25 protein-coding genes, 6 tRNA genes and 1 rRNA gene are annotated in these 24,579 nt (G+C 39.9%); 29 read left to right on the forward strand and 3 right to left on the reverse strand.

Annotated features, from left to right (window positions below; all coding sequences use genetic code 11):
* Window positions 1-31: 31 nt before the first annotated feature.
* Complete coding sequence (locus ACFSFY_RS06405; RefSeq protein ID WP_381536370.1) at window positions 32-1,207, reverse strand: MFS transporter; 1,176 nt, start codon at window positions 1,205-1,207, stop codon at window positions 32-34.
* Window positions 1,208-1,786: 579 nt separating this feature from the next.
* Here ACFSFY_RS06405 and ACFSFY_RS06410 point away from each other — a divergent pair.
* Window positions 1,787-1,924: an Lmo0850 family protein gene (locus ACFSFY_RS06410; RefSeq protein ID WP_381536372.1), complete on the forward strand. Its 138-nt coding sequence runs from the start codon at window positions 1,787-1,789 to the stop codon at window positions 1,922-1,924.
* Between the two features lie 161 nt (window positions 1,925-2,085).
* On the opposite strand, the gene ACFSFY_RS06415 is transcribed toward ACFSFY_RS06410, so the two are convergent.
* Window positions 2,086-3,270 (reverse strand): FtsW/RodA/SpoVE family cell cycle protein, encoded by a 1,185-nt coding sequence (locus tag ACFSFY_RS06415; protein ID WP_381536374.1) that lies wholly within the window; start codon window positions 3,268-3,270, stop codon window positions 2,086-2,088.
* 201 nt (window positions 3,271-3,471) lie between these two features.
* Between ACFSFY_RS06415 and ACFSFY_RS06420 the strand changes: the two genes are divergently transcribed.
* From ACFSFY_RS06420 to ACFSFY_RS06445, 6 genes are all read left to right on the forward strand, one after another.
* Entirely contained in the window at window positions 3,472-4,542 is a 1,071-nt protein-coding gene (locus ACFSFY_RS06420) for a D-alanine--D-alanine ligase (protein WP_381536376.1), read from the forward strand.
* A gap of 12 nt (window positions 4,543-4,554) precedes the next feature.
* Entirely contained in the window at window positions 4,555-5,940 is a 1,386-nt protein-coding gene (locus ACFSFY_RS06425) for a UDP-N-acetylmuramoyl-tripeptide--D-alanyl-D-alanine ligase (protein WP_381536378.1), read from the forward strand.
* Window positions 5,937-6,629, forward strand: coding sequence for an alpha/beta hydrolase (locus tag ACFSFY_RS06430; protein ID WP_381536380.1), 693 nt, complete (start codon window positions 5,937-5,939; stop codon window positions 6,627-6,629). Before ACFSFY_RS06425 ends, ACFSFY_RS06430 begins: the two co-directional genes overlap by 4 nt.
* A gap of 341 nt (window positions 6,630-6,970) precedes the next feature.
* Complete coding sequence (gene cshA / locus ACFSFY_RS06435) at window positions 6,971-8,515, forward strand: degradosome RNA helicase CshA (protein ID WP_381536382.1); 1,545 nt, start codon at window positions 6,971-6,973, stop codon at window positions 8,513-8,515.
* Between the two features lie 161 nt (window positions 8,516-8,676).
* Window positions 8,677-9,156 (forward strand): PH domain-containing protein, encoded by a 480-nt coding sequence (locus tag ACFSFY_RS06440; protein WP_381536384.1) that lies wholly within the window; start codon window positions 8,677-8,679, stop codon window positions 9,154-9,156.
* Complete coding sequence (locus tag ACFSFY_RS06445; RefSeq protein WP_381536386.1) at window positions 9,149-10,654, forward strand: PH domain-containing protein; 1,506 nt, start codon at window positions 9,149-9,151, stop codon at window positions 10,652-10,654. Before ACFSFY_RS06440 ends, ACFSFY_RS06445 begins: the two co-directional genes overlap by 8 nt.
* Window positions 10,655-11,263: 609 nt before the next feature.
* Here the strand turns inward: ACFSFY_RS06445 and ACFSFY_RS06450 are convergent.
* Window positions 11,264-11,878, reverse strand: a complete 615-nt coding sequence (locus ACFSFY_RS06450; RefSeq protein ID WP_381536388.1) for a rhomboid family intramembrane serine protease — start codon at window positions 11,876-11,878, stop codon at window positions 11,264-11,266.
* 64 nt (window positions 11,879-11,942) lie between these two features.
* On the opposite strand from ACFSFY_RS06450, the gene acpS reads away from it, so the two are divergent.
* The 22 genes from acpS to ACFSFY_RS06560 all read left to right on the forward strand — a co-directional run.
* Entirely contained in the window at window positions 11,943-12,296 is a 354-nt protein-coding gene (acpS, locus tag ACFSFY_RS06455; protein WP_381536390.1) for a holo-ACP synthase, read from the forward strand.
* Between the two features lie 58 nt (window positions 12,297-12,354).
* The gene (locus tag ACFSFY_RS06460) at window positions 12,355-13,365 is read left to right on the forward strand and encodes a LolA family protein (RefSeq protein ID WP_381536392.1); all 1,011 of its coding nucleotides are present in this window, start codon (window positions 12,355-12,357) and stop codon (window positions 13,363-13,365) included.
* A gap of 65 nt (window positions 13,366-13,430) precedes the next feature.
* A complete protein-coding gene (gene alr, locus ACFSFY_RS06465; RefSeq protein WP_381536394.1) occupies window positions 13,431-14,549 on the forward strand; it encodes an alanine racemase in 1,119 nt (372 codons plus the stop codon).
* Between the two features lie 154 nt (window positions 14,550-14,703).
* Window positions 14,704-14,994, forward strand: coding sequence for a transcriptional regulator (locus ACFSFY_RS06470; protein ID WP_381536426.1), 291 nt, complete (start codon window positions 14,704-14,706; stop codon window positions 14,992-14,994).
* A gap of 4 nt (window positions 14,995-14,998) precedes the next feature.
* Window positions 14,999-15,349, forward strand: coding sequence for a type II toxin-antitoxin system PemK/MazF family toxin (locus ACFSFY_RS06475; RefSeq protein WP_381536396.1), 351 nt, complete (start codon window positions 14,999-15,001; stop codon window positions 15,347-15,349).
* Window positions 15,350-15,486: 137 nt separating this feature from the next.
* On the forward strand, window positions 15,487-16,311 hold the full coding sequence (locus ACFSFY_RS06480) for an STAS domain-containing protein (RefSeq protein ID WP_381536398.1): 825 nt from the start codon (window positions 15,487-15,489) through the stop codon (window positions 16,309-16,311).
* Window positions 16,311-16,676, forward strand: a complete 366-nt coding sequence (locus ACFSFY_RS06485) for an STAS domain-containing protein (protein ID WP_381536400.1) — start codon at window positions 16,311-16,313, stop codon at window positions 16,674-16,676. Before ACFSFY_RS06480 ends, ACFSFY_RS06485 begins: the two co-directional genes overlap by 1 nt.
* A gap of 2 nt (window positions 16,677-16,678) precedes the next feature.
* Complete coding sequence (locus tag ACFSFY_RS06490; protein WP_381536402.1) at window positions 16,679-17,080, forward strand: anti-sigma regulatory factor; 402 nt, start codon at window positions 16,679-16,681, stop codon at window positions 17,078-17,080.
* A 14-nt stretch (window positions 17,081-17,094) separates the two neighbouring features.
* Entirely contained in the window at window positions 17,095-18,105 is a 1,011-nt protein-coding gene (locus ACFSFY_RS06495) for a PP2C family protein-serine/threonine phosphatase (RefSeq protein WP_381536404.1), read from the forward strand.
* A 68-nt stretch (window positions 18,106-18,173) separates the two neighbouring features.
* On the forward strand, window positions 18,174-18,515 hold the full coding sequence (locus tag ACFSFY_RS06500; RefSeq protein ID WP_381536406.1) for an STAS domain-containing protein: 342 nt from the start codon (window positions 18,174-18,176) through the stop codon (window positions 18,513-18,515).
* A complete protein-coding gene (rsbW, locus tag ACFSFY_RS06505) occupies window positions 18,502-18,972 on the forward strand; it encodes an anti-sigma B factor RsbW (RefSeq protein WP_381536408.1) in 471 nt (156 codons plus the stop codon). The genes ACFSFY_RS06500 and rsbW overlap by 14 nt, the downstream gene beginning before the upstream one ends.
* Entirely contained in the window at window positions 18,950-19,735 is a 786-nt protein-coding gene (gene sigB / locus ACFSFY_RS06510; protein WP_381536410.1) for an RNA polymerase sigma factor SigB, read from the forward strand. Before rsbW ends, sigB begins: the two co-directional genes overlap by 23 nt.
* Window positions 19,732-20,328: a PP2C family serine/threonine-protein phosphatase gene (locus ACFSFY_RS06515; RefSeq protein ID WP_381536413.1), complete on the forward strand. Its 597-nt coding sequence runs from the start codon at window positions 19,732-19,734 to the stop codon at window positions 20,326-20,328. Before sigB ends, ACFSFY_RS06515 begins: the two co-directional genes overlap by 4 nt.
* A 104-nt stretch (window positions 20,329-20,432) precedes the next feature.
* The gene (locus ACFSFY_RS06520) at window positions 20,433-22,592 is read left to right on the forward strand and encodes a Tex family protein (RefSeq protein ID WP_381536415.1); all 2,160 of its coding nucleotides are present in this window, start codon (window positions 20,433-20,435) and stop codon (window positions 22,590-22,592) included.
* Between the two features lie 25 nt (window positions 22,593-22,617).
* Window positions 22,618-23,082: a SprT family protein gene (locus ACFSFY_RS06525; RefSeq protein WP_381536417.1), complete on the forward strand. Its 465-nt coding sequence runs from the start codon at window positions 22,618-22,620 to the stop codon at window positions 23,080-23,082.
* A gap of 178 nt (window positions 23,083-23,260) precedes the next feature.
* A tRNA-Glu gene (locus ACFSFY_RS06530) sits at window positions 23,261-23,332 on the forward strand.
* Window positions 23,333-23,592: 260 nt separating this feature from the next.
* A tRNA-Gln gene (locus tag ACFSFY_RS06535) sits at window positions 23,593-23,663 on the forward strand.
* Window positions 23,664-23,682: 19 nt separating this feature from the next.
* A tRNA-Lys gene (locus ACFSFY_RS06540) sits at window positions 23,683-23,758 on the forward strand.
* Window positions 23,759-23,823: 65 nt separating this feature from the next.
* Window positions 23,824-23,910 (forward strand) — tRNA-Leu (locus tag ACFSFY_RS06545).
* 29 nt (window positions 23,911-23,939) lie between these two features.
* Window positions 23,940-24,016: transfer RNA gene (locus tag ACFSFY_RS06550), tRNA-Arg, on the forward strand.
* Between the two features lie 7 nt (window positions 24,017-24,023).
* Window positions 24,024-24,097, forward strand: a tRNA-Gly gene (locus ACFSFY_RS06555).
* A gap of 380 nt (window positions 24,098-24,477) precedes the next feature.
* Window positions 24,478-24,579 (forward strand): 16S ribosomal RNA (locus tag ACFSFY_RS06560); the annotation flags it as partial.

The following is a 24,579-nucleotide window of genomic DNA, read 5'->3' on the forward strand; positions in this document are numbered from 1 at the left end:
CGGATTTTTTAGTGAATAGAACTATGAAATCTTAATCAGAATCTATTTCAACAGTTCGCAAAGATTTTGTGGATTTCCTAAACGCAATTATCAAGCCAATCGATAACACCGCAAGAATCGCAGATAAGAAATACATATTGCCAGCTTCTTGCGTGAAAATCCATGTAAACAGTAAAGGCCCGATAATGCGTCCCATATTATCCATGGAGTATGCCATCCCAGCAGCCGTTCCGTATTTTCCACCGGACTCTTTTGTTGTTAATGAAACGAGGACGGTTCGAGCTAGCGCGTTTCCACCTGTGAAAACACTAAGTGCAACACCTGCCCAAAAAAGACTTGTGGTAAACGGAATGAGTAGAAGTCCGATTGCTGTGACAATCTGTGCGCCGATAATCCATTTAGTTTCTGTTCCGTTTTTTACACGACGAACGACCCCACCCTGAATGGCCGCATCGACAAAACCACTCGCCATGAATAAATAACCAAGCTGAAGAGGCGTAATTTCAATTCGATCGATTTGGAAAAGTTGGAATGTAGCTTCAAGCCCTGCAAGAAGAAAGGTCACCATAAATGAAAAAATAAATAAATAACGAATCCGGTACTTCCATAATGTAGAAGCACCTTTTGGAATGATGGCACGTTTGTTTCCTTCATTACGGCGTTCAGGTTCTTTCAAAATAATACTCGCATATAAAAGAAGGAGTAGGGTCAACACACCAGACGTCAAGTATGGAAGTTGAAGATTGTAATCTCCTAAAACGCCTCCGATTGCAGGTCCGAAAATAAAGCCGAGACCAATCGACATACCGAGTAACCCCATATACTTGTTGCGATTTTCTTCATCTGTCATATCCGCAACAAACCCGGTTACCGCAGTATAGAGTGCACCTGAAAAGACGCCTCCAACGACCCGTGATACATAAAGTAACGGAAGATTTCCAATGAATAAAGCAAAAAGGAAGAAGCTGAGACTAAAGCCGATAAGACCGATGAGAATGAGTTTTTTTCTACCAGTCCGATCAGACAAAACTCCCCAAAGCGGTGCCGTGAAAAACGAAGAAAGTGCATATACAGTTAAAAGTCCACCAACGTGAACTTTTGAAAAACCTTGTTCTAGTATGACTTCTGGAAGAATGGGTATAACAATGCCGAAACCTAGATATACAAAAAATTGCACCGACATTAGAAGAAGTATCACTTTTTTCACAATCACACCTACTTTCAAAAACTGGTACTGTTTCCATAATACTATTCTTACCCACAATCTACAAAATATAAAAGTTTGACGTACGCATTGTGAAAACCTCGCAACGTTTACGACAAACTTCACAACGTTTTCAATAAACTTCTCAACATAAGTCGAAAACTTCGCAACGTCAACGAAACCTCGCAACGTTTATGCAAAACCTCACAATGCTACCAATAAACCTCGCAATGTAATCCGAAAACCTCGCAACGTCTACCCAAAAAATCGATTCCCTATATGGAAAATCGACTTCATCCAACTTTATCTCTCCGTTTCACCCTTTGCGAAAGCAGTACGTTCATCGTGTCTGAAACGCAACTGAATGCTCTTGCAGAGGTATGTACGAGGTGTTGGTTTCAGCTTAATTGTATAAAAAGAAAATGTGGTGGCGATATTGTAACATAAATGTAAGATTTGAAACGTGATAAAGGTGGTATAGTAGAAAGTATAAGAAATGTTACATGTTCAATCAATAAAAGTATAACTACTATCAACTATTAAATTCCCTTTTAAGATTTAGGAAAGGTCGAGGTGTAAAAGATGGCTAAAGAAGTGGATTTGAAAAGCATCATCTCTAACTTGGCGAAGTTAGGTGTTTCGGCTACATTGACGAAGTCACGTCTAGAAATGCTGAAAGCACTTGCCCCGCCTTTACATGACCCGCATCTACAATCATAAAATAAATAAAAAGTCTCGAGCGCATTTACGCTCGAGACTTTTTATGTTCCAGCCCCTAGCCCCTCGGGTCATAAGCCATTTCTCTGATGTGTCTGAAGTACGCCACTTCAGCGAACTGTCTTATGCCTGTCGGGGCTGAACAGGTGCTTCCGCTTTTGAGACTAGTTGTCGTCTTCGCCAAACATGTACGTTCGGTGGTGGAATTTCATGCTGAAAATGAGTCCGATGGCCAGCATATTACTCATAAGGGAACTTCCCCCGTAACTTATAAACGGAAGTGGAATACCTGTGATAGGAAGCAGTTGAATCGTCATTCCGATGTTTTCGAATACGTGAAATGTAATCATCGCGATGACACCAGTACAGACATACATACTAAAGGGATCCTTCAGTTCAAGTGCGACTTTCGTTAAATGATAAATTAGGATGAAATACAGGCTGATGACAATACTAGAACCGATGAAGCCATATTCTTCACCAATTACGCTGAAAATAAAGTCCGTATGGTTTTCAGGTACATACACTTCTCGACCGTGAAAACCTTTGCCTGTCATACCGCCCGAACCAATTGCTGTAAGTGAGGTGATTAAATGCAAACCCTCATTCGATGGATAGGAATAAGGATCCAGCCAAGAATAAATTCGTTTAAATTGATAAGGGTCAAATCCAAGTTTGTTTTGCATGAAGTCTTGTGCATACACCGCTGCCCAGAGCAAGGTTGCTCCAACTGCAGCACCGCTGAAGAACAACGGCAGAATGATTCTCCAAGAAATTCCAGCAACGAGAATGATGGCTGCTGTTATTGCAATCAGGACGATAGAAGTTCCGAGATCTGGTTGCTCTGCAATAAAACCAAGCGGTACAATAAGCACTAGCATAATTTTTCCAAGCAGAACAAAATCTGTTTTTAACGTCTTAATTTCAAATTTTTCGTGATGCTTACTAACCAATCTTGCCATACCAAGAATGAAGAAGGTCTTAATGAATTCGGATGGTTGAATTTTCCCTATATAAGGTAAGTTAAGCCATCTTTTTACGTTGTTTGATATTTCACCAATTTGACCTTCTCCACCTGGAGCGAAGTATAGGAAGACTAGAAGGAAAATACCGAAACCGTATAAATACCAAGCCATTTTTTTATAATGATCGGGTTCGAAATACATTGTAAATGCAATGATGAAAATACTTACGCCATACCACCGAAGTTGTTTAATGACAAAGTTCGTACCGTATTGGTCAGAAGTTTGTCCGGATGCAATAGCGAACAGGCTAATAATGCAAAATAGTAATAGAATGAAAGCGAGTGTCCAATCGAAGCGGTCAGCAGGTTTATTTGGGAGTTTCATAATAGTCTAATCACCTTTTATTTAATATGTAGATATCTTCAATAAGTACTTATTATATCGTAACATAGACGTGCTTGCCTATGGAGAAGTTGCTATTATATATGCGCCATAGTATTTATTTTTCGTGTATTCATTCATGTAAATGGTTGTCACGTGGTAAACTGAAGTACTTGAAAATATAATGGATAGTGAGGGGAAATTATGAAAAAGCGGTTGGGTTTAATATATGGAGGTAAGTCAGCAGAACATGAAGTGTCTTTATCGACTGCAAGAGCGGTTACTCAGGCAGTTGATTTTGATCGTTTTGAAGTCATCCCAGTCTATATTACATACGACGGGGAGTGGAGAAAAGGTCAGTCACTTGAACGTCCGATTGAGAATATTGAAGATCTTCGTCTTAAAGGTGACGGTACTCATAAACCAGATAGCATTCACGACTTTTTGAATGGAAGTTCAGGTGCCTTGGATGTAGTTTTCCCACTTTTACACGGAACAAATGGTGAGGATGGAACGGTTCAGGGTCTTTTGGAAGTGATGAATCTTCCTTATGTTGGAAACGGAGTTCTTGCATCATCGGCAGGAATGGATAAAGTAGTTATGAAACAATTATTTGCACAAGCTGGACTGAGTCAAGTGGCGTACGTTCATTTCATTCGCAGCGAGTGGAATGCGAATAGTGCCCAACTCATTGAACAAATGGAGAAGGAATTAGAATATCCAATGTTCGTAAAGCCGGCTAATCTTGGTTCAAGTGTGGGCATTAGCAAAGCCGTGGATGAAAAAAGTTTAACCAAAGCTATTGAATTGGCACTTAAATTTGACCGTAGAATTATCGTTGAGCAAGGCATTACAGCGCGGGAAATTGAAATGGGCGTAATGGGTAATGACCATCCGAAATGTTCGGTTGCAGGTGAAATTAAGCCAGTGACTGAGTTTTACGATTACGAAGCAAAGTATAGCGATGGAAATACAGTTCTTGTGATTCCGGCAAAAGTGCCTGAAGAAGTAAGAAAAAAGATGGTGGAAATGTCTATTAAAGCTTATAAAGTGTTGGATTGTTCAGGACTTGTAAGGTCAGACTTTTTCGTAGGCGCAAATGATGAAGTACTAATAAATGAAGTGAATACAATGCCAGGGTTTACACCAACGAGTATGTTCCCGCTTTTATGGCAGAAAACAGGTGTTACGTATCCGGAACTCATTGATGAACTCATTGAGCTTGCATTGGAACGACATGCAGAAAAACAGCAAATACAATATACAATGGATTGAGTGTGATCTAGAATGAAACAAAAGTTAACGGACATCGCGGCTTGGATACAAGCTAATGGACAACAAATGGACGGTATTATCGTACAGGGCGCTTCAATTGATTCCCGTACGGTAAAGGAAGGCGACTTATTCATTCCGTTCCGTGGAGAACAAGTGAATGGTCATAAATACGTAAAACAAGCGATTGAAAAAGGTGCTGTCGCATCACTATGGATGATAGACGAACCAAATCCACCAGAACAACTGCCTTTAATTTTTGTGGATGATCCTGAATTTGCATTACAAGAAATAGCTCGTACTTACAGAGGTTTACTAGATTGTAAAGTGATTGGAATTACAGGCTCAAATGGAAAAACATCGACAAAAGATCTTATTGCGAGTGTACTGTCTCCTTACTATAATGTTCGGAAAACCGTCGGCAATTATAACAATGAACTTGGATTGCCGCTCACAATACTTTCATTAGACGAAGATACAGAATTTGCAGTCCTCGAAATGGGGATGAGTAACTTCGGTGAAATTTCATTTCTATCAAAACTAGCAAGACCTCATTATGTCGTCATTACGAACATCGGTGAGGCACATTTACAAGATCTTGGTTCACGTGAAGGAATTGCAAAGGCTAAGTTTGAAATTGTAGATGGACTTATCCCGGGAGGAAAGCTGTTCTACGATGGAGATGAAGTCCTTTTAAAAGATTTCGTTAGTCAAACAACCGGCATTGACCTCTTTTCGTTCGGTAAGGATGATCAAAATGCATTGTCTTATCAATCGGTTCAATCGGTTGAAAATGGAAGTTTATTTACGACGGTAGGTATCCTTGAAGACGAATTTATGATTCCGGTATATGGTTCACATCAAGTGAAAAATACATTAGCGGCAATTTTATTGGCAGATCAAATAGGATTGAGTGTAGAGGATATTCAAAAAGCGTTAAGCAAAGCGACGCTTACAGATATGCGAATGCAGCCACTGCTTTCAGAAAGCGGCGTTCTTTTCATAAATGATGCCTATAATTCCGCGCCAACTTCTTTAAGTGCAGCACTAGACTTCATGAATGAAACAGAGTTGCGAAGTAAGAAGTGGGTAATTCTCGGAGATATGCTTGAACTTGGGGAAAACGAACAAAAATATCACGAATCATTTGCAGGTAAATTGATAGCGATGAATCTTGAAGGTGTTTTGTTATACGGACCGCTTATGGAGTCTTTATATAATGAACTGCAAAAACGCGACGCAAAAATGAAACTTGTTTGGTCGAGTGATGATTTCGAGCCAATTACGGACGTTATCCATAAATTTACGGATGAAAAATCCATTGTATTGCTTAAAGGTTCGCGCGGGTTGGAGCTTGAAAATATGCTTGGAATAATGATGGGGAATGTGGATAACATATGAGAACCGGCGTGTTATTTATTCACGGTTTTACAGGCGCACCCTTTGAAGTTCAGCCATTTGTGAATTTCATGAAACGAGAAACAGATTGGGAAATCGCAGTGCCGACATTACCCGGTCATGGCATTACATTAAGCTTGGGGAGAGCAACTGCTGAATCATGGATGATGGAAGCAGAACTCGCAATGAGGAAGTTACAATCGGAAGTCGACCGCGTTGTTGTGGTCGGATTTTCGATGGGTGGACTTATTGCGATGTACCTTTCCCTTCGCTACCCTGTCGCCAAGTTGGTTTTGTTAAGTGCAGCGGCCAAATACATAAGTCCGCGCAATCTTCTTGGTGATATGGGAATAATATTGAAAGAATCTATAACAAAAAACTATTCGCCAAACACGTTTTACCATTTGTATGCTTATAAATTAACAAACACACCACCGCAAGCAACTATTGAGTTTTTACGGATTGTTAAGATGGTTGAACCGTATTATGGCCTCATTACAGCGCCGGTCTGTATTGTCCAAGGTGCAAAAGACGGTATTGTACCATTTTCTACAGCTGCCCATCTCTTTAAAGTTTTAGGTTCATCGGAAAAAGAGTTAATCACATCGGATCATGGAAAACACCATATTTGCTATAGCGATGACAGCGAGGAATGGTTTGCAAAGGTCTTGGAATTCATAAAAAAGGAATAGATGGACAGTAAACGAACGAGAAATTAATAATACTAAAGCATAATAATTGCAGGGAACGAATATCCGTGTTACAATATTAAAAGCATTGGATACATTTCACGGGACTCTTCAAAAATAGAAGAGTACTTTTTTTTGAATAAAACGGTTTGATTATACTAATTTGGACGATTGTTCATCGATCGAACCGCTCGGCAAAAACCGGGCTTTCCTTTTCACCCATAACCTCTACTTTTAGAGAATGCAAAATATCGGAAACGTTCCCTTTCATGGCTCGAATTTGCCGCGCTTTCATTTGCAAATGTAACCAATTGTCAAATGAGGAAAAAGGAGATTGAAAAATTTTGACTAAGTTTTCAGAACTACCAATCAGTGAATCAATACAACGTTCTTTAGCCCGTATGGGATTTGAAGAAGCTACACCAATCCAAGAAGGTACAGTTAAGTTTGGAATGGAAGGCAAAGATATTATCGGACAAGCACAAACAGGAACAGGTAAAACAACAGCTTTTGGTATACCAATCATTGAAAAGATTGATACAAGTAATCCGGCAGTACAAGCACTTGTTATTGCCCCTACACGTGAGTTAGCAATTCAAGTTTCAGAAGAAATATATAGAATTGGTAATGACAAACGTGCAAAAGTATTAGCGGTTTACGGCGGACAAGAAATTGGTCGTCAAATTCGCGCATTACGCAATAATCCACAAATTGTCGTTGGTACTCCAGGTCGTCTACTTGACCACATTAAGCGTAAAACATTGAAGCTTGAAGGTGTTCAAACACTAGTACTTGATGAAGCTGATGAAATGTTGAATATGGGATTCATCGAAGACATTAACACAATTATGTCAAGTGTTCCGGATAGCCGTCAAACACTTCTGTTCTCTGCTACAATGCCGGGTCCAATCCGTAAAATTGCAGAAACATTCATGAAAAACCCAGAAATTGTTAAAATCCAGTCTAAAGCTATGACTGTTGAAAATATCGATCAATATTTCGTGAAAGCACAAGAACGTGAGAAGTTTGATGTTCTAACACGTATTTTGAATGTTCAACAACCAGATCTTGCAATTGTATTTGGTCGGACAAAACGTCGTGTGGATGAAGTTTCACATGCACTTACAATTCGCGGTTATACAGCTGAGGGAATTCACGGCGACTTAACACAAGCGAAGCGTATGTCTGTTCTTCGTCAATTTAAAGAAGGTAAAATTGACATTCTAGTTGCAACGGATGTTGCGGCACGTGGTTTGGATATTTCAGGAGTTACACACGTTTACAACTTTGATATTCCTCAAGACCCAGAAAGCTATGTTCACCGTGTTGGACGTACAGGCCGTGCAGGAAAAAGTGGTGTAGCAGTTACTTTTGTTACTCCAAGAGAATTAGGATACTTACGCATCGTTGAAGATACAACGAAAAAACGTATGACACCTCTTATTCCACCATCTTCGGATGAGGCACTTATTGGACAACAACGTTTAGCTGTTGAGCAACTTTCTGAAATAGTTGATAAAAACGGACTAAATGATTACACACAACTTGCAGCTGAAATGTTGAAAAAGTATGACGCTACGGATATCGTTGCGGCAGCTCTTAAAAACATGACGCGCGAACCAAGTGATACTCCAATTTCACTTTCAGAAGAACGTCCTTTACCATCAAGAAGATCTGGTGGCGGCGGAGGCGGTCGTGGCGGTTACAAAGGTAATCGTGGCTCAGGCGGCGGTCGTCCATCTACTGGCGGACGCGGCGGAAGTCGTACCGGTGGCGGATCATCGTCATCATCATCACCTGCTCGTGGCGGATCACGCCGAGGTCGCGAAGGCGGCGGAAGCAGTGCTGGTGGTAGCAGAGGCGCTAGTCGTTCACGCAAACCAGAATAATTTAAAATATAAAAAGTCAAGAACTGCCTCGGCATTCTTGGCTTTTTTTTATGGGAAGTATTCTTTTTTCTGCATTTTCATACATATAAAATGTTAATATGAAAGAATTGAAACGTTTAGTTGTTCAATACGTATAGAATAATAAGAAAAGAGGTGTTCTAATGAGGGAGCAACCCGCTAATCAAATCTCTGTAAAAGGATTACGTGTTTGGAGATTATATGGAATTATGCAAACGCTAATTGTGTTGTTATTAGCAATTGGTATCGGTGTGTTGGCGTACATATTTGAGGGGAACTGGTGGTTATACATAGTCCCGGCAATCATAGTCGTTTTGTATGCGTACTTATTTATATTTTTATTTCCGAAGATCAGGTGGATGCGTTGGCGTTATGAAGTGCGTGAATCTGAAATTGAATTGCAACATGGTCTCTTTATTGTTAAAAGGACGTTAATACCAATGGTGCGTGTTCAGCATGTAGATACTTCTCAAGGACCAATACTTCGTAAATACAATTTGGCGGGAATTACGATTTCGACAGCGGCTACAAATCATACAATTCCAGCGCTTGTTACAGACGAAGCAGACGAACTTCGAAGTCGAATATCTGCACTTGCAAGGGTGGCGGAAGACGATGTCTAATACATCTAATACTCGTTATAAATTACACTGGATCACAGCGATTATAGAGGTACTGAAGACGTTAAAGGATATGATATTCCCTTTAATTATTTTACTATTTGCGAATGGATTTAAAGAAAATATGGATTCTGGGAAATGGTATTTGGATTACCTTACTTTCATCATTTTCGGCGTACTCATTATCGTTTTTTTAGTTACGGGAGTTATTAAGTGGAAGCGTTTTGTCTATTGGTTTGAGGATGATGAACTTCGAATTGAATATGGTTTATTTGTAAAAAAGAAACGCTATATACCATTTGATCGCATACAGAGTCTTGATTATACGGAAGGCATTTTGCATCGTCCGTTGAAACTTGTCAAGGTGAAAGTAGAGACAGCTGGTAATACGTCGTCTCTTAAGTCGGAGGCTGAACTAACGGCAATTACAAAAGAAGCGGCAAGTGTAATTGAAGCTAAAATGGCAGAAGCGAAAAGAAGGAAAACTTCGGTTGTTCTTAATGAAGGAGAATTTCAAGAGGATATTCAAGGAGAAGTCGCACCGATTTCGAAACCAGTGTTTAATATGTCGATGAAAAACTTACTGCTTTTAGCAACTACATCCGGTGGAATAGGCCTTATCTTGTCTGGGGTACTCATATTCATCGTTCAATTTAGTGAATTTATCCCATATGAAACAATGTATAAAGAACTTGCTGGTTTTGTGAAGTTCGGCACTTTACTCATCGTAATTGCAGTTTTCATCGGCTTTTTAGTTGTCTGGGGGATATCCGTGGCAATGACGTATCTATCGTATTATAATTTTTCGGTTACGATTGAAAAAGAAGATCTTGTGATTACTAGAGGGTTAATAGAGAAAAAAAGAGCGACTGTTCCACTAAACCGTGTGCAAGGTGTACGGATTATTGAAAATCCATTTAGACAACTCTTTGGTTATGCATCCGTGGTAATTGATAATGCCGGAGGTGGACTTGGAGAAGGGGCTAAGATCAACTTGTTTCCTCTTGTGAAAAAATCCGAGATAGACGGTCCTTTAAAAGAAGTATTTCCTGATCTAATAATCGAAAAGCCGACCAATAAACTACCCTCTCGCGGAAAGAGATATTATTACCGAATAGATTTCCTTTGGATGATTCCTGTAATTGGGGCATTGACCTACTTTTTCTTTCCATACGGTCTTTTATCACTTCTGCTGGTACCAGTGTTTGTCTTATTCGGATTATGGCAGCACCGTTCAGCGGCGTATGACATCTCGGGAAATCAGTTAACAATGCAGTTTAGAGGACTTAGCTTGCAAACGACTTATTTGTTGAAGAAGCGAATACAGTCGATGGAAATGAAGCAGAATTATTTTCATAAAAAAAAGAGTGTCGCAACGTTGTCAGCCCGAATAAAATCAGGAGCAACGATGTTCAACGCTCAGGTGAGTCATATGGATGAAGCCGAAGCAGAACGTATCTTGTCTTGGTACGAACCATCCAATAAGGAAGATTTGGGATGATTTGTGGTTATGCAGTTTTTGGCGTTGGTGAAAAAACTACTGCCCGCTGATTTCCGTTCCGACCGGACGCGTTCCATGGGGCGTGCTGTGAGCCTCCTCGTCGCGAAAAGCGCGCTCCTGCGGGGTCTCGCAAGTCACGCTAATCCCATTGGAGTCGCCGGTCTGCACTCCAATCAGCTGGAAAAGTGGTGAATATAAGATCAATGTAAACACTACCACAATTCGGCCACCGTTTAGAGATTGGTATTATAGAGGAATTATATGAGAACAAGCTTAAAACATGAGAGAAACAATTTCTATATATTTAATTCTATTTTAATGTGCAATCTTATTTGCTTGGAGTGCAAGGCGGCGACTCCAGCGGGATTAAGCGGGACAGTTGAGACCCCGCAGTGGAGCGATAGCGACCGAGGAGGCTCAACGCCCGCCCCGTGGAACGCGTCCGCCTGGAACGGAAAGCAACGTGGGACTTGGAAACTGATATATATATAAGACTGTCCAGAAAATCAGTTTTCACTGACTTTCTGGACAGTCCTGTAGAAAATAACAAATTCAGTTATAGCAGGATAAAATCTTTCTCATACTTTGATTGATAAAAAATCTGATTTGTTACCTTACCTTTTTTCTTTTCCAACTGGCGATGTTTTTGGGATGGAAATAACTCAAACCAATTAGAAATCCGACGATTAGACCGACGATGTGTGCAGTTACGTTAATATTGTCTTGTAAGAATGTCATTACAACACCAATTGCGATAATCGGAAGAATTACTTGGCGTAGTTCGGGTAACATCTTTTTGGTGTAGTAAACCAATGCACCAAATGCACCGAGAATACCATAAATTGCACCACTTGCACCGACATGTGCGTATCCTAAGTCCTTTAAAAAGAAAACTGCCACATTACCAAAAATCCCTGATAGTAAGTAAATTGTTAAGAACCGAGTTTTGCCAGCTAGTTTTTCGAGTTCAGGGCCGAAAACGAAAAGGAAAAACATGTTGAATAATAGATGCATAAACCCGGCATGGAGGAACATTGGTGTAAAGAACCGCCACCATTCACCAGCAGCGATGTATGCATTAACTCCCATTCCTGCACCATAAATGGCAGGTCCAATAAACGGCAACATCGTTAATATGAAAATAATAATGTTCGCAGCTAGTAAGAAAGTTACAATCGGATAAAGTCGGATGTATTGGGAAAAGCTTTCTCTACGTATAAACATTCTTTCACCTCATCTGTTTGTCTATTATACATACATTCGTGTCAAAGTGGAAAGGAGAGCAATGATGATTACAGGAATTGGTTTAGATATAGTTGAACTCGATCGGATTTCAAAAATTGATGCAGAATCTATGAAGTTCCGTGGACGTATATTAACGATAGAAGAGACTAGAATTTACGACTCGCTGAAAGGGCATCGCCGAATTGAATTTCTTGCAGGTCGCTTTGCAGGAAAAGAGGCGTTTGCAAAAGCGAAAGGTACAGGAATTGGTGCCGCGTGCAACTTTGCGGATATTAATATTTTACCAGATACGAATGGGAAACCTGAACTCTATTTTAAAGGAAATTCGGTTTCCGGTTTTATTTCCATTACCCACACAAAAAATGTTGCTGCTGCACAAGTAATCTTACTCGCATAAACGTCACTCCTTCCTCATAAGATGATTTACCCGATTGAAATGAGAAAGGATGAACTAAATGCGTATCCGAATAGTAGCTTTATTGCTTGTTGTAGTAATGATTACCGTCGCGGCATGTGGGTCACCATCTAAAGAGGATGTTGTAAAGAAGCTTAGTGGTAAGTGGAATGATACGAAAGGGTATGAGCTGCTTGCCACGATGGAAATAAAGACCGGCTCAGAACCGAGAATGTACAACGTTGAAGTATGGCACACGAAAGAGGATTATTATCGTGTTCATGTAACTCAAGATGGTAAAGAAGATTCTCAAATGATTGTTCGAAATGATGAAGGCGTTTTTGTTGTAACACCTTCTCTTGGTAAGACGTATAAGTTTCAGAGTGACTGGCCCGCGCAGAATAGCCAGGCGTATTTAATAGGAGCTCTGTCTGATGACATCAAGGCGGACAGTAATGCGATTATGACTGAAAAAGATAATATGTATACTTTTGAAACGGCAACAACGAACAACCATAAAAAAGTTTTGCCTAGCCAACTTATCCATATTGATAAGAAAACCCTTCTACCAAGTTCGGTCTCAATTCTTGATGAGAATAAAGAAGAGAAAATCCGAATCACTTTTAAAAAGATCACACTTGGTACTGAACGGAAAGCTTCAGATTATGCAGTGGACATGGAAGACAAGACAACTGAGTCAGAAGAAGAAACTGATAATAAAAATGAAGAAACTGGGTTTATTACCTACTATCCTACTGTAAACTGGGGAGAAGGAGTTAAACTTCAAGTTGAAGAAAGTGTACAAACTGAAAATGGAACTCGCTCATTTATGACCTACGGTGGTGACAAGGATTTTATTATTGTACAAGAGCCCGCAAAGAGGCCTGACAATGAAATGCCTGTTTCTATTGAGGGCGATCCTGTAGATCTAGGATTTACAGTAGCTGCAGTTACAGATAGATCGATTCGTTGGGAAAGCGGGGGTATTTCATTTTTTATTGCCTCTGAAAATTTAACTAAAGACGAGTTAATAGAAGTAGCGGCATCTATGTCTCCAGGGGAAATGAAATAACTATAGTTGACGTTTAATGGACGAATCCTTGATAATGGATGTACTACTGTTAAAAGAGGGCTAAAATGCAAAAGTTAGATAATTATCGTCCGACAAAAGTGGTCGTCAACCTCGAGGCGATTAGAAATAATGTTAAAAACTTGAATAGCTATCTTGGAAGTAAGACATCAATTATTGCGGTGGTTAAGGCGGATGGTTACGGTCACGGTGAAGTTGAAGTAGCACTCGCTGCACTTGAAGCTGGTGCAATGATGGTGTCTGTTGCGACACCGGATGAGGCGGTAAGGCTCCGAATGGCGGGCATTAGCGGGGACATTCTCGTCATGGGGCCTTCTCCTGTTTCATTCGCGAAAAAAGCGGCAGAGTTATCCATCACAGTTACAGTTTCTGACGTAGGGTGGATACAAGAGGTTTTGCATGAAAATAAATGTTTTGCCCAAACTTTAAAGGTTCATGTAAAAATAGACAGTGGAATGGGTAGAATTGGTCTTAGGGATGTGGAGACACTTCACTCGCTAGTGGCTGTTGTCTCGTCATCACAACAAATTGCGTTGGATGGAATCTTTACTCACTTTTCATGTGCAGATGAGGAGTCTTCAGTGGTAACTGAACTTCAGTATAAGATGTTTATGGATTTAGTAAACACTTTACCTGAAAAACCACGCCTCGTTCATGCATCAAATTCTGCAGCAACACTTCTTTACCCTCAGTACGCGCTGGATGCAATTCGTTTTGGAATCAGTCTTTACGGAATGGCGCCATCGAAATATGTAGGTGAAAAGTTGCCGTTTAATTTAGAAAGGTCGCTTGAACTGCATAGTGAACTTGCCTATGTTAAATTGCTTTCGAAAGGAAGTGCAATTAGTTACGGTGGGACGTATATAACGACGGGTGAAGAATGGATTGGAACGATTCCGATAGGCTATGCGGATGGTTTACGACGTGGTCTGAAAGGCCAAGAAGTGTTAATTGGAGGTAAACGGGTGCCGATTGTAGGTACGATTTGTATGGATCAGTGTATGGTGAAACTTCCGGGGAATATGCCTATTGGTGAACAAGTGGTTTTTATTGGGCATCAAGGTACGGAGGAAGTTACGATGGAAGAATGGGCAGAAAAACTGGACACTATCCCATATGAAATAACTGTATCTATTGCAAAGCGAGTTCCGAGAGTATATCTCTAGAACTGAGTGGGTAACCTACATTATATGCATTTTCGACAAAAAACCTCGTATTCTTGCAGAATCTTGTCATAATAATTCATTCCATGTCTTCTCTTTGTGGCGCTGGAGTGGTAAGATGGAGATGTAATGAAATACGGGATCTGGTTTGTTGGAGGTGCTGACGTTGAAAGTCAATAAAAACATGCGTGAAGTTATTGTTAAGATTCCAAAACGGATGCTGAACGAAAATGAACATACGGTCGTCCATCAGGAGCTAGAACGCGGTGACTTCGTATATATTTCGACAACACGATATGTAACTGATTATAAACCTGAGACAATTAGGGCGGAAATGATGAAAGGTTACGTCGAGATGTCGCAAATTAACCTGAAAATCGCCAAGGAATGCATGCATTTGGAGTTTGAAGCTCAACATACGATGGAACGTCTCGTAAGTGGAGGATGAAAATTTGGCAATAAAACGTGGAGACGTCTTTTTTGCAGATCTGTCACCAGTAGTAGGTTCTGAACAGGGGGGCACGAGACCAGTTTTAGTTATCCAAAACGATATTGGAAACCGGTTTAGTCCGACTGTCATTATAGCAGCTATTACTGCACAAATACAAAAAGCGAAATTGCCAACACATGTTGAAATAGATGCGGAACGATACCATTTCGAGCGGGATTCAGTCATCCTGCTTGAACAGGTCCGCACCATCGACAAGTCGAGGCTAACAGATAAAATTACACACCTAGACGAATTTTTGATGGAGCAAGTTGATGAAGCTCTTGAAGTGAGTTTCGGGCTCGTCAAATTCTGAGCATACATATTAAGGAACACTACAGGTAAATTCTGTAGTGTTTTTTCAATTTTATAATTATGATGTGATTGTAGCTACGTTTTGCTATAATGACTCTATACAGTATAGTTAGGGTCTATTAATTAGGAGGCGTAATTTTGAATAGAAAAATGGAAGAATGCATTCGTGAAAATATGGATGAAATTATTGTTAGATGGCAAGCGCGAATGAAAGAAGGGAAGGGCGAAAGGTTTTTCCTCTTTATGTCTACAGAACTTATTGAAAGTACAAGTAGAGAATTTGCGGAATTAATGACTTCTAATATTAAAAAATCAGAAATAATTGATGCAGAACAATTAAATGATTTTACGGAAAAAGTTGTGCGTTTCGGTTGGTCTATTAAATTTGTGAATAAAGCAATTGATAGTTTCTCTAGAGTTGCTTATGAAATTATGGATGAACATGGTGTTCTGAGTGAATTAGAAGCGAGAACAAGTATACTGACTTTTGATGAATGGATATCACCACTCAGGGAGAGTATCATTGAAGCTTATGCCATTGAATGGGAACGTACCGTAAGCATACAGAAAACCGCATTGCAGGAACTGTCAGCATCTTTAATACCGGTTTTTGACAAAATATCTGTGATGCCTCTTGTTGGTACGATTGACACCGAACGTGCAAAGTTAATCATGGAAAATTTACTGGAAGGTGTAGTTAAGCATCGTGCGGAAGTTGTTCTTTTGGATATTACAGGAGTTCCTATCGTCGACACTATGGTTGCTCATCATATCATTCAAGCGGCAGATGCAGTGCGACTCGTCGGTGCGAAATGTATGCTTGTTGGAATTCGACCTGAAATTGCACAAACAATCGTGACATTAGGTATCAATTTAAATGAATTTACAACTACAAGTACACTGAGAAGAGGAATGAAACAGGCATTAGAATATACAAACCGTAAAATAGTGGAGGTGGAATAATGAAGAATATGCGCATTCCGATATTAAAACTTCATAACACTCTAATTGTTTCAATTCAGTGGGAGCTTGATGACAAGACAGCATTGCAATTTCAGGAAGATTTACTCAATAAAATGCATGAAACTACTGCGATTGGTGTTGTAATCGACCTTACCCCTATCGATTTTATAGATTCATTCATTGCTAAAGTGATAGGTGACGTCATCAGTATGTCAGGCTTAATGGGAGCTAAAGTAGTTATTACTGGAATCCAACCTGCTGTTGCGATAACACTTATTGAACTTGGGATACGTTTGGAAAATGTGTTAACAGCACTTGATCTTGAAAACGGATTGGATAAACTGAACAAAGAATTGGAGGACTGATTATGAACCAAGGGTCTTCTGTAGATATATATACGGAATGGGATATCGTTGCAGCACGTCAGCTAGGTAGAAACGAAGCAAAGAAAATTGGTTTTGGAATCGTTGATCAGGCTCGAATAACGACGGCGATAAGTGAGTTGGCTCGTAACATTTATCTATATGCCGGGACAGGTAGAATTGAAATTGAACAAGTTTCTGAAAACGGTGTACAAGGACTGGTCATTATAGCTCGAGACAATGGTCCTGGAATCCCTGATGTCCGAAAGGTAATGGAAGATGGTTTTACAACTTCTGGTGGTCTTGGTGCAGGTATGCCAGGTGTAAGAAGACTCATGGACGCATTTAGTTTAGAAACAGAAGTGGGTGTAGGGACAACCATTACAATTACAAAATGGGTTAGGTAGGGAGTTGAACTGGTGTGCCTCGTGAAGTAGGAGAACAATATAAAAAAATACTAAAAAAATACATCACAAATCAAAGTGAAGTAGATTTGTATGCAGGGCAAAATTTTAGTAAGCAATTTATCGAAAAAGAAATCTCTCCAGAAGATCTTATTAGTATTCATAAAACTGCAGTTGAGGAAATGGTTGCAAACTTGCCCACTGAAGTTCCGCACTCGTTTGATTTTTTAATAGAGATGATGATTCATTACGGGCTTGCCCTAAAAGAGCATCAAAGTCTTCTAAAGAAACAAGAAGAACACGAGACAGAACTTACGATAGCGGCAAAAGTTCAAGATACATTGCTGAAAACAAAAATCCCGAACATTAAAGGTTTGGATATTGGACTCTTATCGGTCCCTGCGGAAAAAATAAGTGGCGATTATATTTACTTTATGGATGAAAAAGAAAATTTTGCAAGTGTCGCAGTAGCAGATGTGATTGGAAAAGGTATTCCGGCAGCTCTTTGTATGTCGATGATAAAATTCGGAATGGATAGTTTGCATAACGGTGAATCCTGTCCGCACAATGTTCTTGACGTAGTGAATCGTATTGTTGAAAAAAGTGTTGACGATTCAATGTTTATTTCGATGTTTTACGGGAAATACGATGCTAGAAATTCTGTGTTTTTATACTCCTCTGCAGGTCATGAACCTGCACTTCTTTATAAGGCGTCGAAAGGTATATTCATCAAACTGGACGCGAAAGGGCTGCTTCTTGGCGTGAAAAAGAACGTCATCTATGAAGAAAACTCTGTTGTTTTAGAAGAGGGAGATTTCATTGCAATGATGACGGATGGAGTTACTGAAGTACGAACTGAAGAAGGATTTATAGATGAATTTTTAATCGAATCTCTTCTTAGTAAAGTTAAGGACAACACTGCCCAGCAAATGGTGGATTCGGTTTTTAAAGAGCTCGAACAAATGCAAAACTTTGAGTTAAGAGATGACTTTACGATAGTGATTTTTAAAAAAGATGAAAAGGTTTAAATAATACTGCTAAGTGGTAATAAGTCTTATAGGTATATAGATCATATGAGAAAGTTCGGGGTGTGGAAATGGAATTAGAAATTGATTTAACAGTAGAAAACGGCATTCAGTATTTTAAAGTAACTGGTGAAATTGATGCATATACAGCGCCTTCTCTTAAAGAACGTTTGGAATCAGTTCAAGATGAAATAGGCATTCAAGTTGAACTTGATCTTTCTGGCGTTTCATATATGGATAGTACGGGACTCGGTGTATTTGTCGGGTTTTATAAGCGTGTAACGGCGAGCGAAGGTCATATGAAAATTACAGGATTAAATGCACGACTGAAACGTTTGTTTGAAATTACTGGACTAGACGAAGTCATGGAGATTGAATCAGAAAAAGGTGGTACACAAAATGCAACCATATGATTATATTGAAGTCAAAATTCCTGCAAAAGAGCAATACATCGGTGTAGCGAGACTTGCAATTTCTGGTCTGGCGAGTCGGATAGGCTTCAGTTATGATGACATTGAAGATTTAAAAATTGCATCAAGTGAAGCGATTACAAATGCCGTTCAACATGCGTATGCCGAGGGTGAATTAGGGGAAGTCGTAGTAGGATGTGCACTTTTTGCCGATAAAATGGAAATAATGATTGCAGATAATGGTGCTAGTTTCAATTACGAGGAAACTAAAAACAGTGTAGGACCCTATAAAGGGAAGGTAGAAGTGGAGTTTATGCGTGAAGGCGGTCTTGGTCTTTATTTAATGGAAACGTTAATGGATGAAGTAAAAGTCTACCATGAAGAGGGTGTAACGGTCTTGATGACTAAATACCTTGAAGGAGAGCGGGTGGATAAGGATGCCGAAACAATCTCCTCCTAAATCCGGAACAGTTGACCAGGTTTTGGTTTGGATAAAGCAATATCAAGAAAACGAGGACGACGAAGCACAAACGAATCTTGTTTTACACTATGAAAGGCTTGTGCAGTCAATCGCTCGGAAATATTCGAATGGTAAATCCTACCATGAGGATCTTGTGCAGGTGGGTATGCTTGGTTTACTCGGTGCGATTCGTAGATATGATGCTGAGTTTGGAAGAAGCTTTGAAGCATTTGCAATACCTACGATTATTGGTGAGATTAAACGCTTTATGCGTGATAAAACATGGGCAATTCATGTTCCGAGACGTATCAAGGAATTAGGACCCAAAATCCGAGCTACTGCTGAAACTTTGACGGAAGAGCTGCAGCGGTCTCCACACGTTAAGGAAATCGCGGAGTATTTAGATGTTGAAGAAGAAACAGTATTAGAAGCAATGGAAATGGGAAGAAGTTATCAAGCTTTATCTATGGATCATACTTTAAACGCGGATTCCGAAGGTGGAACAGTGACCCTTTTTGATTTAGTTGGTGCGCCTGATGAAGGGTATGAAGCTACTGATCAAAGAATGCTTGTTGCTGACGCACTTGTTGTTCTAAATGAACGTGAGAAAGAAATCATCCAATATACATACATTGAGCAGCTTAGTCAGAAAGAAACAGGCGATCTTTTAGGTATTTCACAAATGCATGTATCGAGATTACAGCGTAAAGCAATAAAGAAATTACAAGAAGCCATAACTGCCGCTGGTGGTGCATCGCTTTGAAAGAAACAGTAAGTGATGATATTGAAGTACGCATTTTTCAACAGGCCAAAGGCGGAAATAAAGAATGTGGAGATACGTATTTCTCTTTATTAGAAGAGAAGTACTTTTTATGTGCAATAGCTGATGGTCTAGGCAACGGTCCCATTGCGCGTCAATCGTCTCAGATTATCCAGACGATTTTGCAAGAGTATCACAGTGAGACAATCGACGAACTTATATATCGCTGCAATGAGTATATGGTTGGAAAACGTGGTGCAGCTGTTGCAATTGTTAAAGTCGATTTCATTTCAAAAACAATTCAATACAGTTGTGTGGGTAATGTTCGTTTTTATATGCTTCATGATGGAAGCAAGATGATTTATCCCCTGCCTGTTATGGGGTATTTATCGGGTAGACCACAGAAGCTTAACACGCAAGAATATCCTTACAAAAAAGGCGATACATTCTTATTGCATTCCGATGGTGTCGTAATACGAAGTCCGAAAGCTGCACTGACAGATAGTCGTTGCCTATATGGACTATATAAAGCAATCGAAGAGTCGATTGCGAGTGATGACGATGCTACATTTATAGTTGGAAACCTGCTCTCTTAATAGGATGGCAGGTTTTTTGTTTGATTTCATAGAAGATAGACATCACAATGAATGAAACTTATGCTTATGTTAAAATAGAGTCAATAGAGAAAGGGATGGTCCATTTGACGAATCTAATTTTGAAAGCCACAGCTGGAAGAGCTGAGGTCAATGTGCATCAAGCAGAGAAAGTAATTGCTCTACTTGACCAAGGGAATACAGTTCCGTTCATCGCGCGATACCGTAAAGAAGAAACGGGTTCGTTAGATGAAGTGCAGATAAAAGCGGTAGAAGATGCATACGGGTACGTAAAGGGTCTTGAGCAAAGAAAAGAAGAAGTACTGCGCATCATTGAAGAACAAGGTAAACTCGACGATGAGCTGCGAAAATCCATTGTAAATGCGACAGTATTGCAACGTGTAGAGGATTTATACAGACCATTCATGCAAAAAAGAAGAACTCGCGCAATGATGGCGAAAGAAAAAGGACTTGAACCCCTTGCATTATCCTTGCTAGAGTTTTCACAAGAGACTCCGGAAACGCTCGCCGAAGCATATATAAATGAAGAACTAGAAATTAATTCAACTGAAGATGCACTTGCAGGTGCTCGTGACATCATCGCTGAAATATTTGCAGACGATGCAGCAATACGTGGAAGTATTAGAAAGTTGGCATGGGCGGATGGTTTTATAGTTTCAAATATAAAAAAGGGTGCGGAAGACGATAAGAAAGTGTTTGGTAATTACTATGAATACGAAGAGCCGTTGAAACGAATCGTTCCACACCGAACATTGGCGCTGAATCGTGGAGAAAAAGAAGATGTATTGCGTGTGGGAATTAACTTTCCAGAAGAGCGCATCATTAGTGGAATGGAACGTGAATTAATTCGTAAAACACACTCACCGTCCGCGGTACAAGTAAAAGAAGCCATTGAGGATGCTTTTAAACGACTCATCGCGCCTTCTATTGAACGAGAAATTCGAAATGAACTATCCGAAAAAGCTGAGGAACAAGCGATTCATGTGTTTTCGGAAAATCTGAAAAGCTTATTGTTACAACCTCCATTAAAAGGAAATGTGATTCTTGGCGTTGACCCGGCTTTCCGTTCGGGTTGTAAATTGGCGATTGTGGACGAGACAGGAAAACTTCATGAAGTATCTGTGATCTATCCGCATCCACCAAAACCCGAAAAAGAAAAATCGAAAAAAGCGATTTTGCACTTACTAAAAGAATATGATGTTTCCATTATTGCAATCGGAAATGGTACAGCATCCCGTGAAACCGAGTTGTTTATTGTGGATTGCATTAAGGATGCAGAGACCGATGTTTCTTATGTCATCGTAAATGAGGCGGGAGCAAGTGTTTATTCAGCATCTGCACAAGCAAGGGAAGAGTTTCCGGATCTATTGGTAGAAGAAAGAAGTGCGGTATCCATTGCAAGAAGACTTCAGGATCCCTTGTCTGAACTTGTTAAAATCGATCCGGGTTCTGTAGGGGTTGGACAATACCAACATGATGTTGCGAAAAAGAGGCTGTCTGAGTCTTTAACATTTGTTGTAGAGACGGCAGTAAACAGAGTAGGGGTAAATGTAAACACCGCTTCTTCATCACTTCTTCAATATGTTGCCGGACTTTCGAAAACTGTAGCAGAAAATATTGTTAAAACACGCGAAGAAAATGGTTTATACACGAAACGGAACCAATTGAAAAAAGTTCCACGTCTTGGCGCGAAAACATATGAACAAGCGATTGGGTTTTTACGCGTACCGAATGCTGCAGATCCATTTGATTCTACCGGGATTCATCCGGAAAGCTATAAAACCGCGGAACTAATTCTGGGCGAAGCGGGACTGAAAAAGAGTGAGCTCGGTAAAAAAGAAACGACCGATGCACTATCCGTTCTGGATATTAAAGCATTATCTAATAAATTAGAAGTCGGTGAAGTAACACTGCGAGATATTATTGAAACTTTGCAAAGACCTAACCGAGATCCACGCGACGACTATCCACAACCGCTTCTAAAAGCAGATGTACTCGATATTAAAGATTTATATGAAGGCCTTGAGATGCAAGGAACAGTCCGTAACGTTGTAGACTTTGGTGCTTTTATCGATATAGGCGTATCCGAGGATGGGCTTGTTCATATATCTAAACTGAAAAAGGGGTTTGTAAAACACCCCCTAGACGTTGTTGCTTCGGGTGATATCGTTACTGTTTGGATTGAAGGTGTGGATAAAGCAAAAGGGCGGATTTCGTTAACTATGTTATCGCCAGCAAAAAAATAACGTATTAAACGGAGGTGAGGTGGCAATGATCGACAATGAACTACAGTTACTTATCGAAAAAACCTCAATCGAATTTTTTCATAAACCATTCATACATGAAGCGAGGTTTAACGGAAGACTTCGAACAACGGGAGGACGGTATATGCTTGTCGATCATTCCATCGAAATCAATCCTTTAATCCTTAAAGTCCATGGTATGGAAGAACTTATTGGCGTAATTAAGCACGAGCTCTGTCATTATCATCTTCATATAGAAGGAAAGGGATATCGACATCGGGATGCTGACTTTAGAAAACTGCTGAAACAAACATCCTCACCGAGGTTTTGCCAACCCCTTTCGACAGGGAATGAAAAAGTTAGAGTGAATCACATATACAAATGCATTTCATGTGAGCAAAAGTATAATCGGAAAAGAAGAATGGATGTACGGAAGTATAAGTGCGGAAAATGTGCGGGGAAGATTATGTATTGTCCGGTTGGTAACGAATAAGTAGAAATGTTGATTGGATAAAATCAATTGCGACAACGTTTACGAGAGTTTTGAAAAAAGAATAATAATAAGTGTTGACGAATGGTATACTTCTCTCTATAATAAGAAAGGTCGATTAAAACAAATGAAAAAAACGGTCAAGCAGTTGTTTTTACATGCGATTTAATCATCTTTCTTTGGCCCGTTGGTCAAGCGGTTAAGACACCGCCCTTTCACGGCGGTATCACGGGTTCGAATCCCGTACGGGTCATTAAACTATTTTGAAACGAAGTTTCAAAATAGTTACCAAGCATGCAAAGCATGCCCAAAACTTAAAGGAGATTTTCCAACAGGTACTTGTGTTGGATAAATCTTTAAAGCGAAGTTTCAATATTTTATCTATAACATCTCTAGAACTTAAGGAGATTTTTCAACAGGCACCTGTGTTGGATAAATCTTTAGCGAGTAGTTTCAAAATAGTAACCAATTTACTAAGGCGATCACGTCAAACCAATTGGGTTATTCATACTTTGGGGTATAGCCAAGCGGTAAGGCATCGGACTTTGACTCCGTCATCGTTGGTTCGAATCCAGCTACCCCAGCTTAATTTTATAAAATATCGAGCCATTAGCTCAGTTGGTAGAGCATCTGACTTTTAATCAGAGGGTCGCAGGTTCGAATCCTGCATGGCTCACCACTTTTTCAGAAACACATTGACAAATAAGTACAATCGTGTATACTGAAGTATGTCGCTTAAAGCACGCGGTAGTGGCGGAACGGCAGACGCGCTAGGTTGAGGGCCTAGTGGGGGTTAACCCCGTGGAGGTTCAAATCCTCTTTACCGCACCAAATAGATATTCCGTTTGTAACACTATAGAGCGCCCGTAGCTCAATTGGATAGAGCGTCTGACTACGGATCAGAAGGTTGTGGATTCGACTTCTGCCGGGCGCGCCAATATTTCGCGAGTGTAGTTTAATGGCAAAACTTCAGCCTTCCAAGCTGATAATGAGGGTTCGATTCCCTTCACTCGCTCCACTTTATTTCAAACTTGTTAGTCGAAATAGCTTTTGAAAATAAGAGTTGACTTCTACAAAACAAGATGTTATATTAATAAAGTTGCTGTTACGGCAACGACAAAACAAATTATGAAATGAACCTTGAAAACTGAACAGCAAAACGTCGATAGAATTTTTAAACTCGTTACACTTCGGTGTAGAGAGTATAAACGTTTCTAAGTAAGCTGATTTCCGTCAGAAGAACAGAAACAACCAGAAGGATTGAATTTAAATCCTTCGACATGACATCATCGGAGAATGGCAACATTCTTCTTTAATGCCAGCATAGAAACTAGAGCTATTCAAGTTTCTGTATTCACCAGCAATCGATATTCAGTTTACTGTCTATCGATTGCTGGTATTATGGAGAGTTTGATCCTGGCTCAGGACGAACGCTGGCGGCATGCCTAATACATGCAAGTCGAGCGAATCTATTGGAGCTTGCTCCTTTAGATTAGCGGC

Source organism: Sporosarcina siberiensis, from assembly GCF_042681925.1.
Classification (GTDB): Bacteria; Bacillota; Bacilli; order Bacillales_A; family Planococcaceae; genus Sporosarcina; species Sporosarcina siberiensis.

What these genes read in the sequence shown, in the direction of transcription:
- ACFSFY_RS06410 (WP_381536372.1), top strand. Translation starts at nt 1,787, where the DNA reads ATGGCTAAAGAAGTGGATTTGAAAAGCATCATCTCTAACTTGGCGAAG.
- rsbW (WP_381536408.1), top strand. Translation starts at nt 18,502, where the DNA reads ATGCAACCATATGATTATATTGAAGTCAAAATTCCTGCAAAAGAGCAA.
- ACFSFY_RS06525 (WP_381536417.1), top strand. Translation starts at nt 22,618, where the DNA reads ATGATCGACAATGAACTACAGTTACTTATCGAAAAAACCTCAATCGAA.
- alr (WP_381536394.1), top strand. Translation starts at nt 13,431, where the DNA reads ATGCAAAAGTTAGATAATTATCGTCCGACAAAAGTGGTCGTCAACCTC.
- ACFSFY_RS06415 (WP_381536374.1), bottom strand. Translation starts at nt 3,270, where the DNA reads ATGAAACTCCCAAATAAACCTGCTGACCGCTTCGATTGGACACTCGCT.
- ACFSFY_RS06430 (WP_381536380.1), top strand. Translation starts at nt 5,937, where the DNA reads ATGAGAACCGGCGTGTTATTTATTCACGGTTTTACAGGCGCACCCTTT.
- ACFSFY_RS06500 (WP_381536406.1), top strand. Translation starts at nt 18,174, where the DNA reads ATGGAATTAGAAATTGATTTAACAGTAGAAAACGGCATTCAGTATTTT.
- ACFSFY_RS06420 (WP_381536376.1), top strand. Translation starts at nt 3,472, where the DNA reads ATGAAAAAGCGGTTGGGTTTAATATATGGAGGTAAGTCAGCAGAACAT.
- ACFSFY_RS06490 (WP_381536402.1), top strand. Translation starts at nt 16,679, where the DNA reads ATGAACCAAGGGTCTTCTGTAGATATATATACGGAATGGGATATCGTT.
- ACFSFY_RS06445 (WP_381536386.1), top strand. Translation starts at nt 9,149, where the DNA reads ATGTCTAATACATCTAATACTCGTTATAAATTACACTGGATCACAGCG.
- acpS (WP_381536390.1), top strand. Translation starts at nt 11,943, where the DNA reads ATGATTACAGGAATTGGTTTAGATATAGTTGAACTCGATCGGATTTCA.
- ACFSFY_RS06485 (WP_381536400.1), top strand. Translation starts at nt 16,311, where the DNA reads ATGAAGAATATGCGCATTCCGATATTAAAACTTCATAACACTCTAATT.
- sigB (WP_381536410.1), top strand. Translation starts at nt 18,950, where the DNA reads ATGCCGAAACAATCTCCTCCTAAATCCGGAACAGTTGACCAGGTTTTG.
- ACFSFY_RS06450 (WP_381536388.1), bottom strand. Translation starts at nt 11,878, where the DNA reads ATGTTTATACGTAGAGAAAGCTTTTCCCAATACATCCGACTTTATCCG.
- ACFSFY_RS06440 (WP_381536384.1), top strand. Translation starts at nt 8,677, where the DNA reads ATGAGGGAGCAACCCGCTAATCAAATCTCTGTAAAAGGATTACGTGTT.
- ACFSFY_RS06425 (WP_381536378.1), top strand. Translation starts at nt 4,555, where the DNA reads ATGAAACAAAAGTTAACGGACATCGCGGCTTGGATACAAGCTAATGGA.
- ACFSFY_RS06460 (WP_381536392.1), top strand. Translation starts at nt 12,355, where the DNA reads ATGCGTATCCGAATAGTAGCTTTATTGCTTGTTGTAGTAATGATTACC.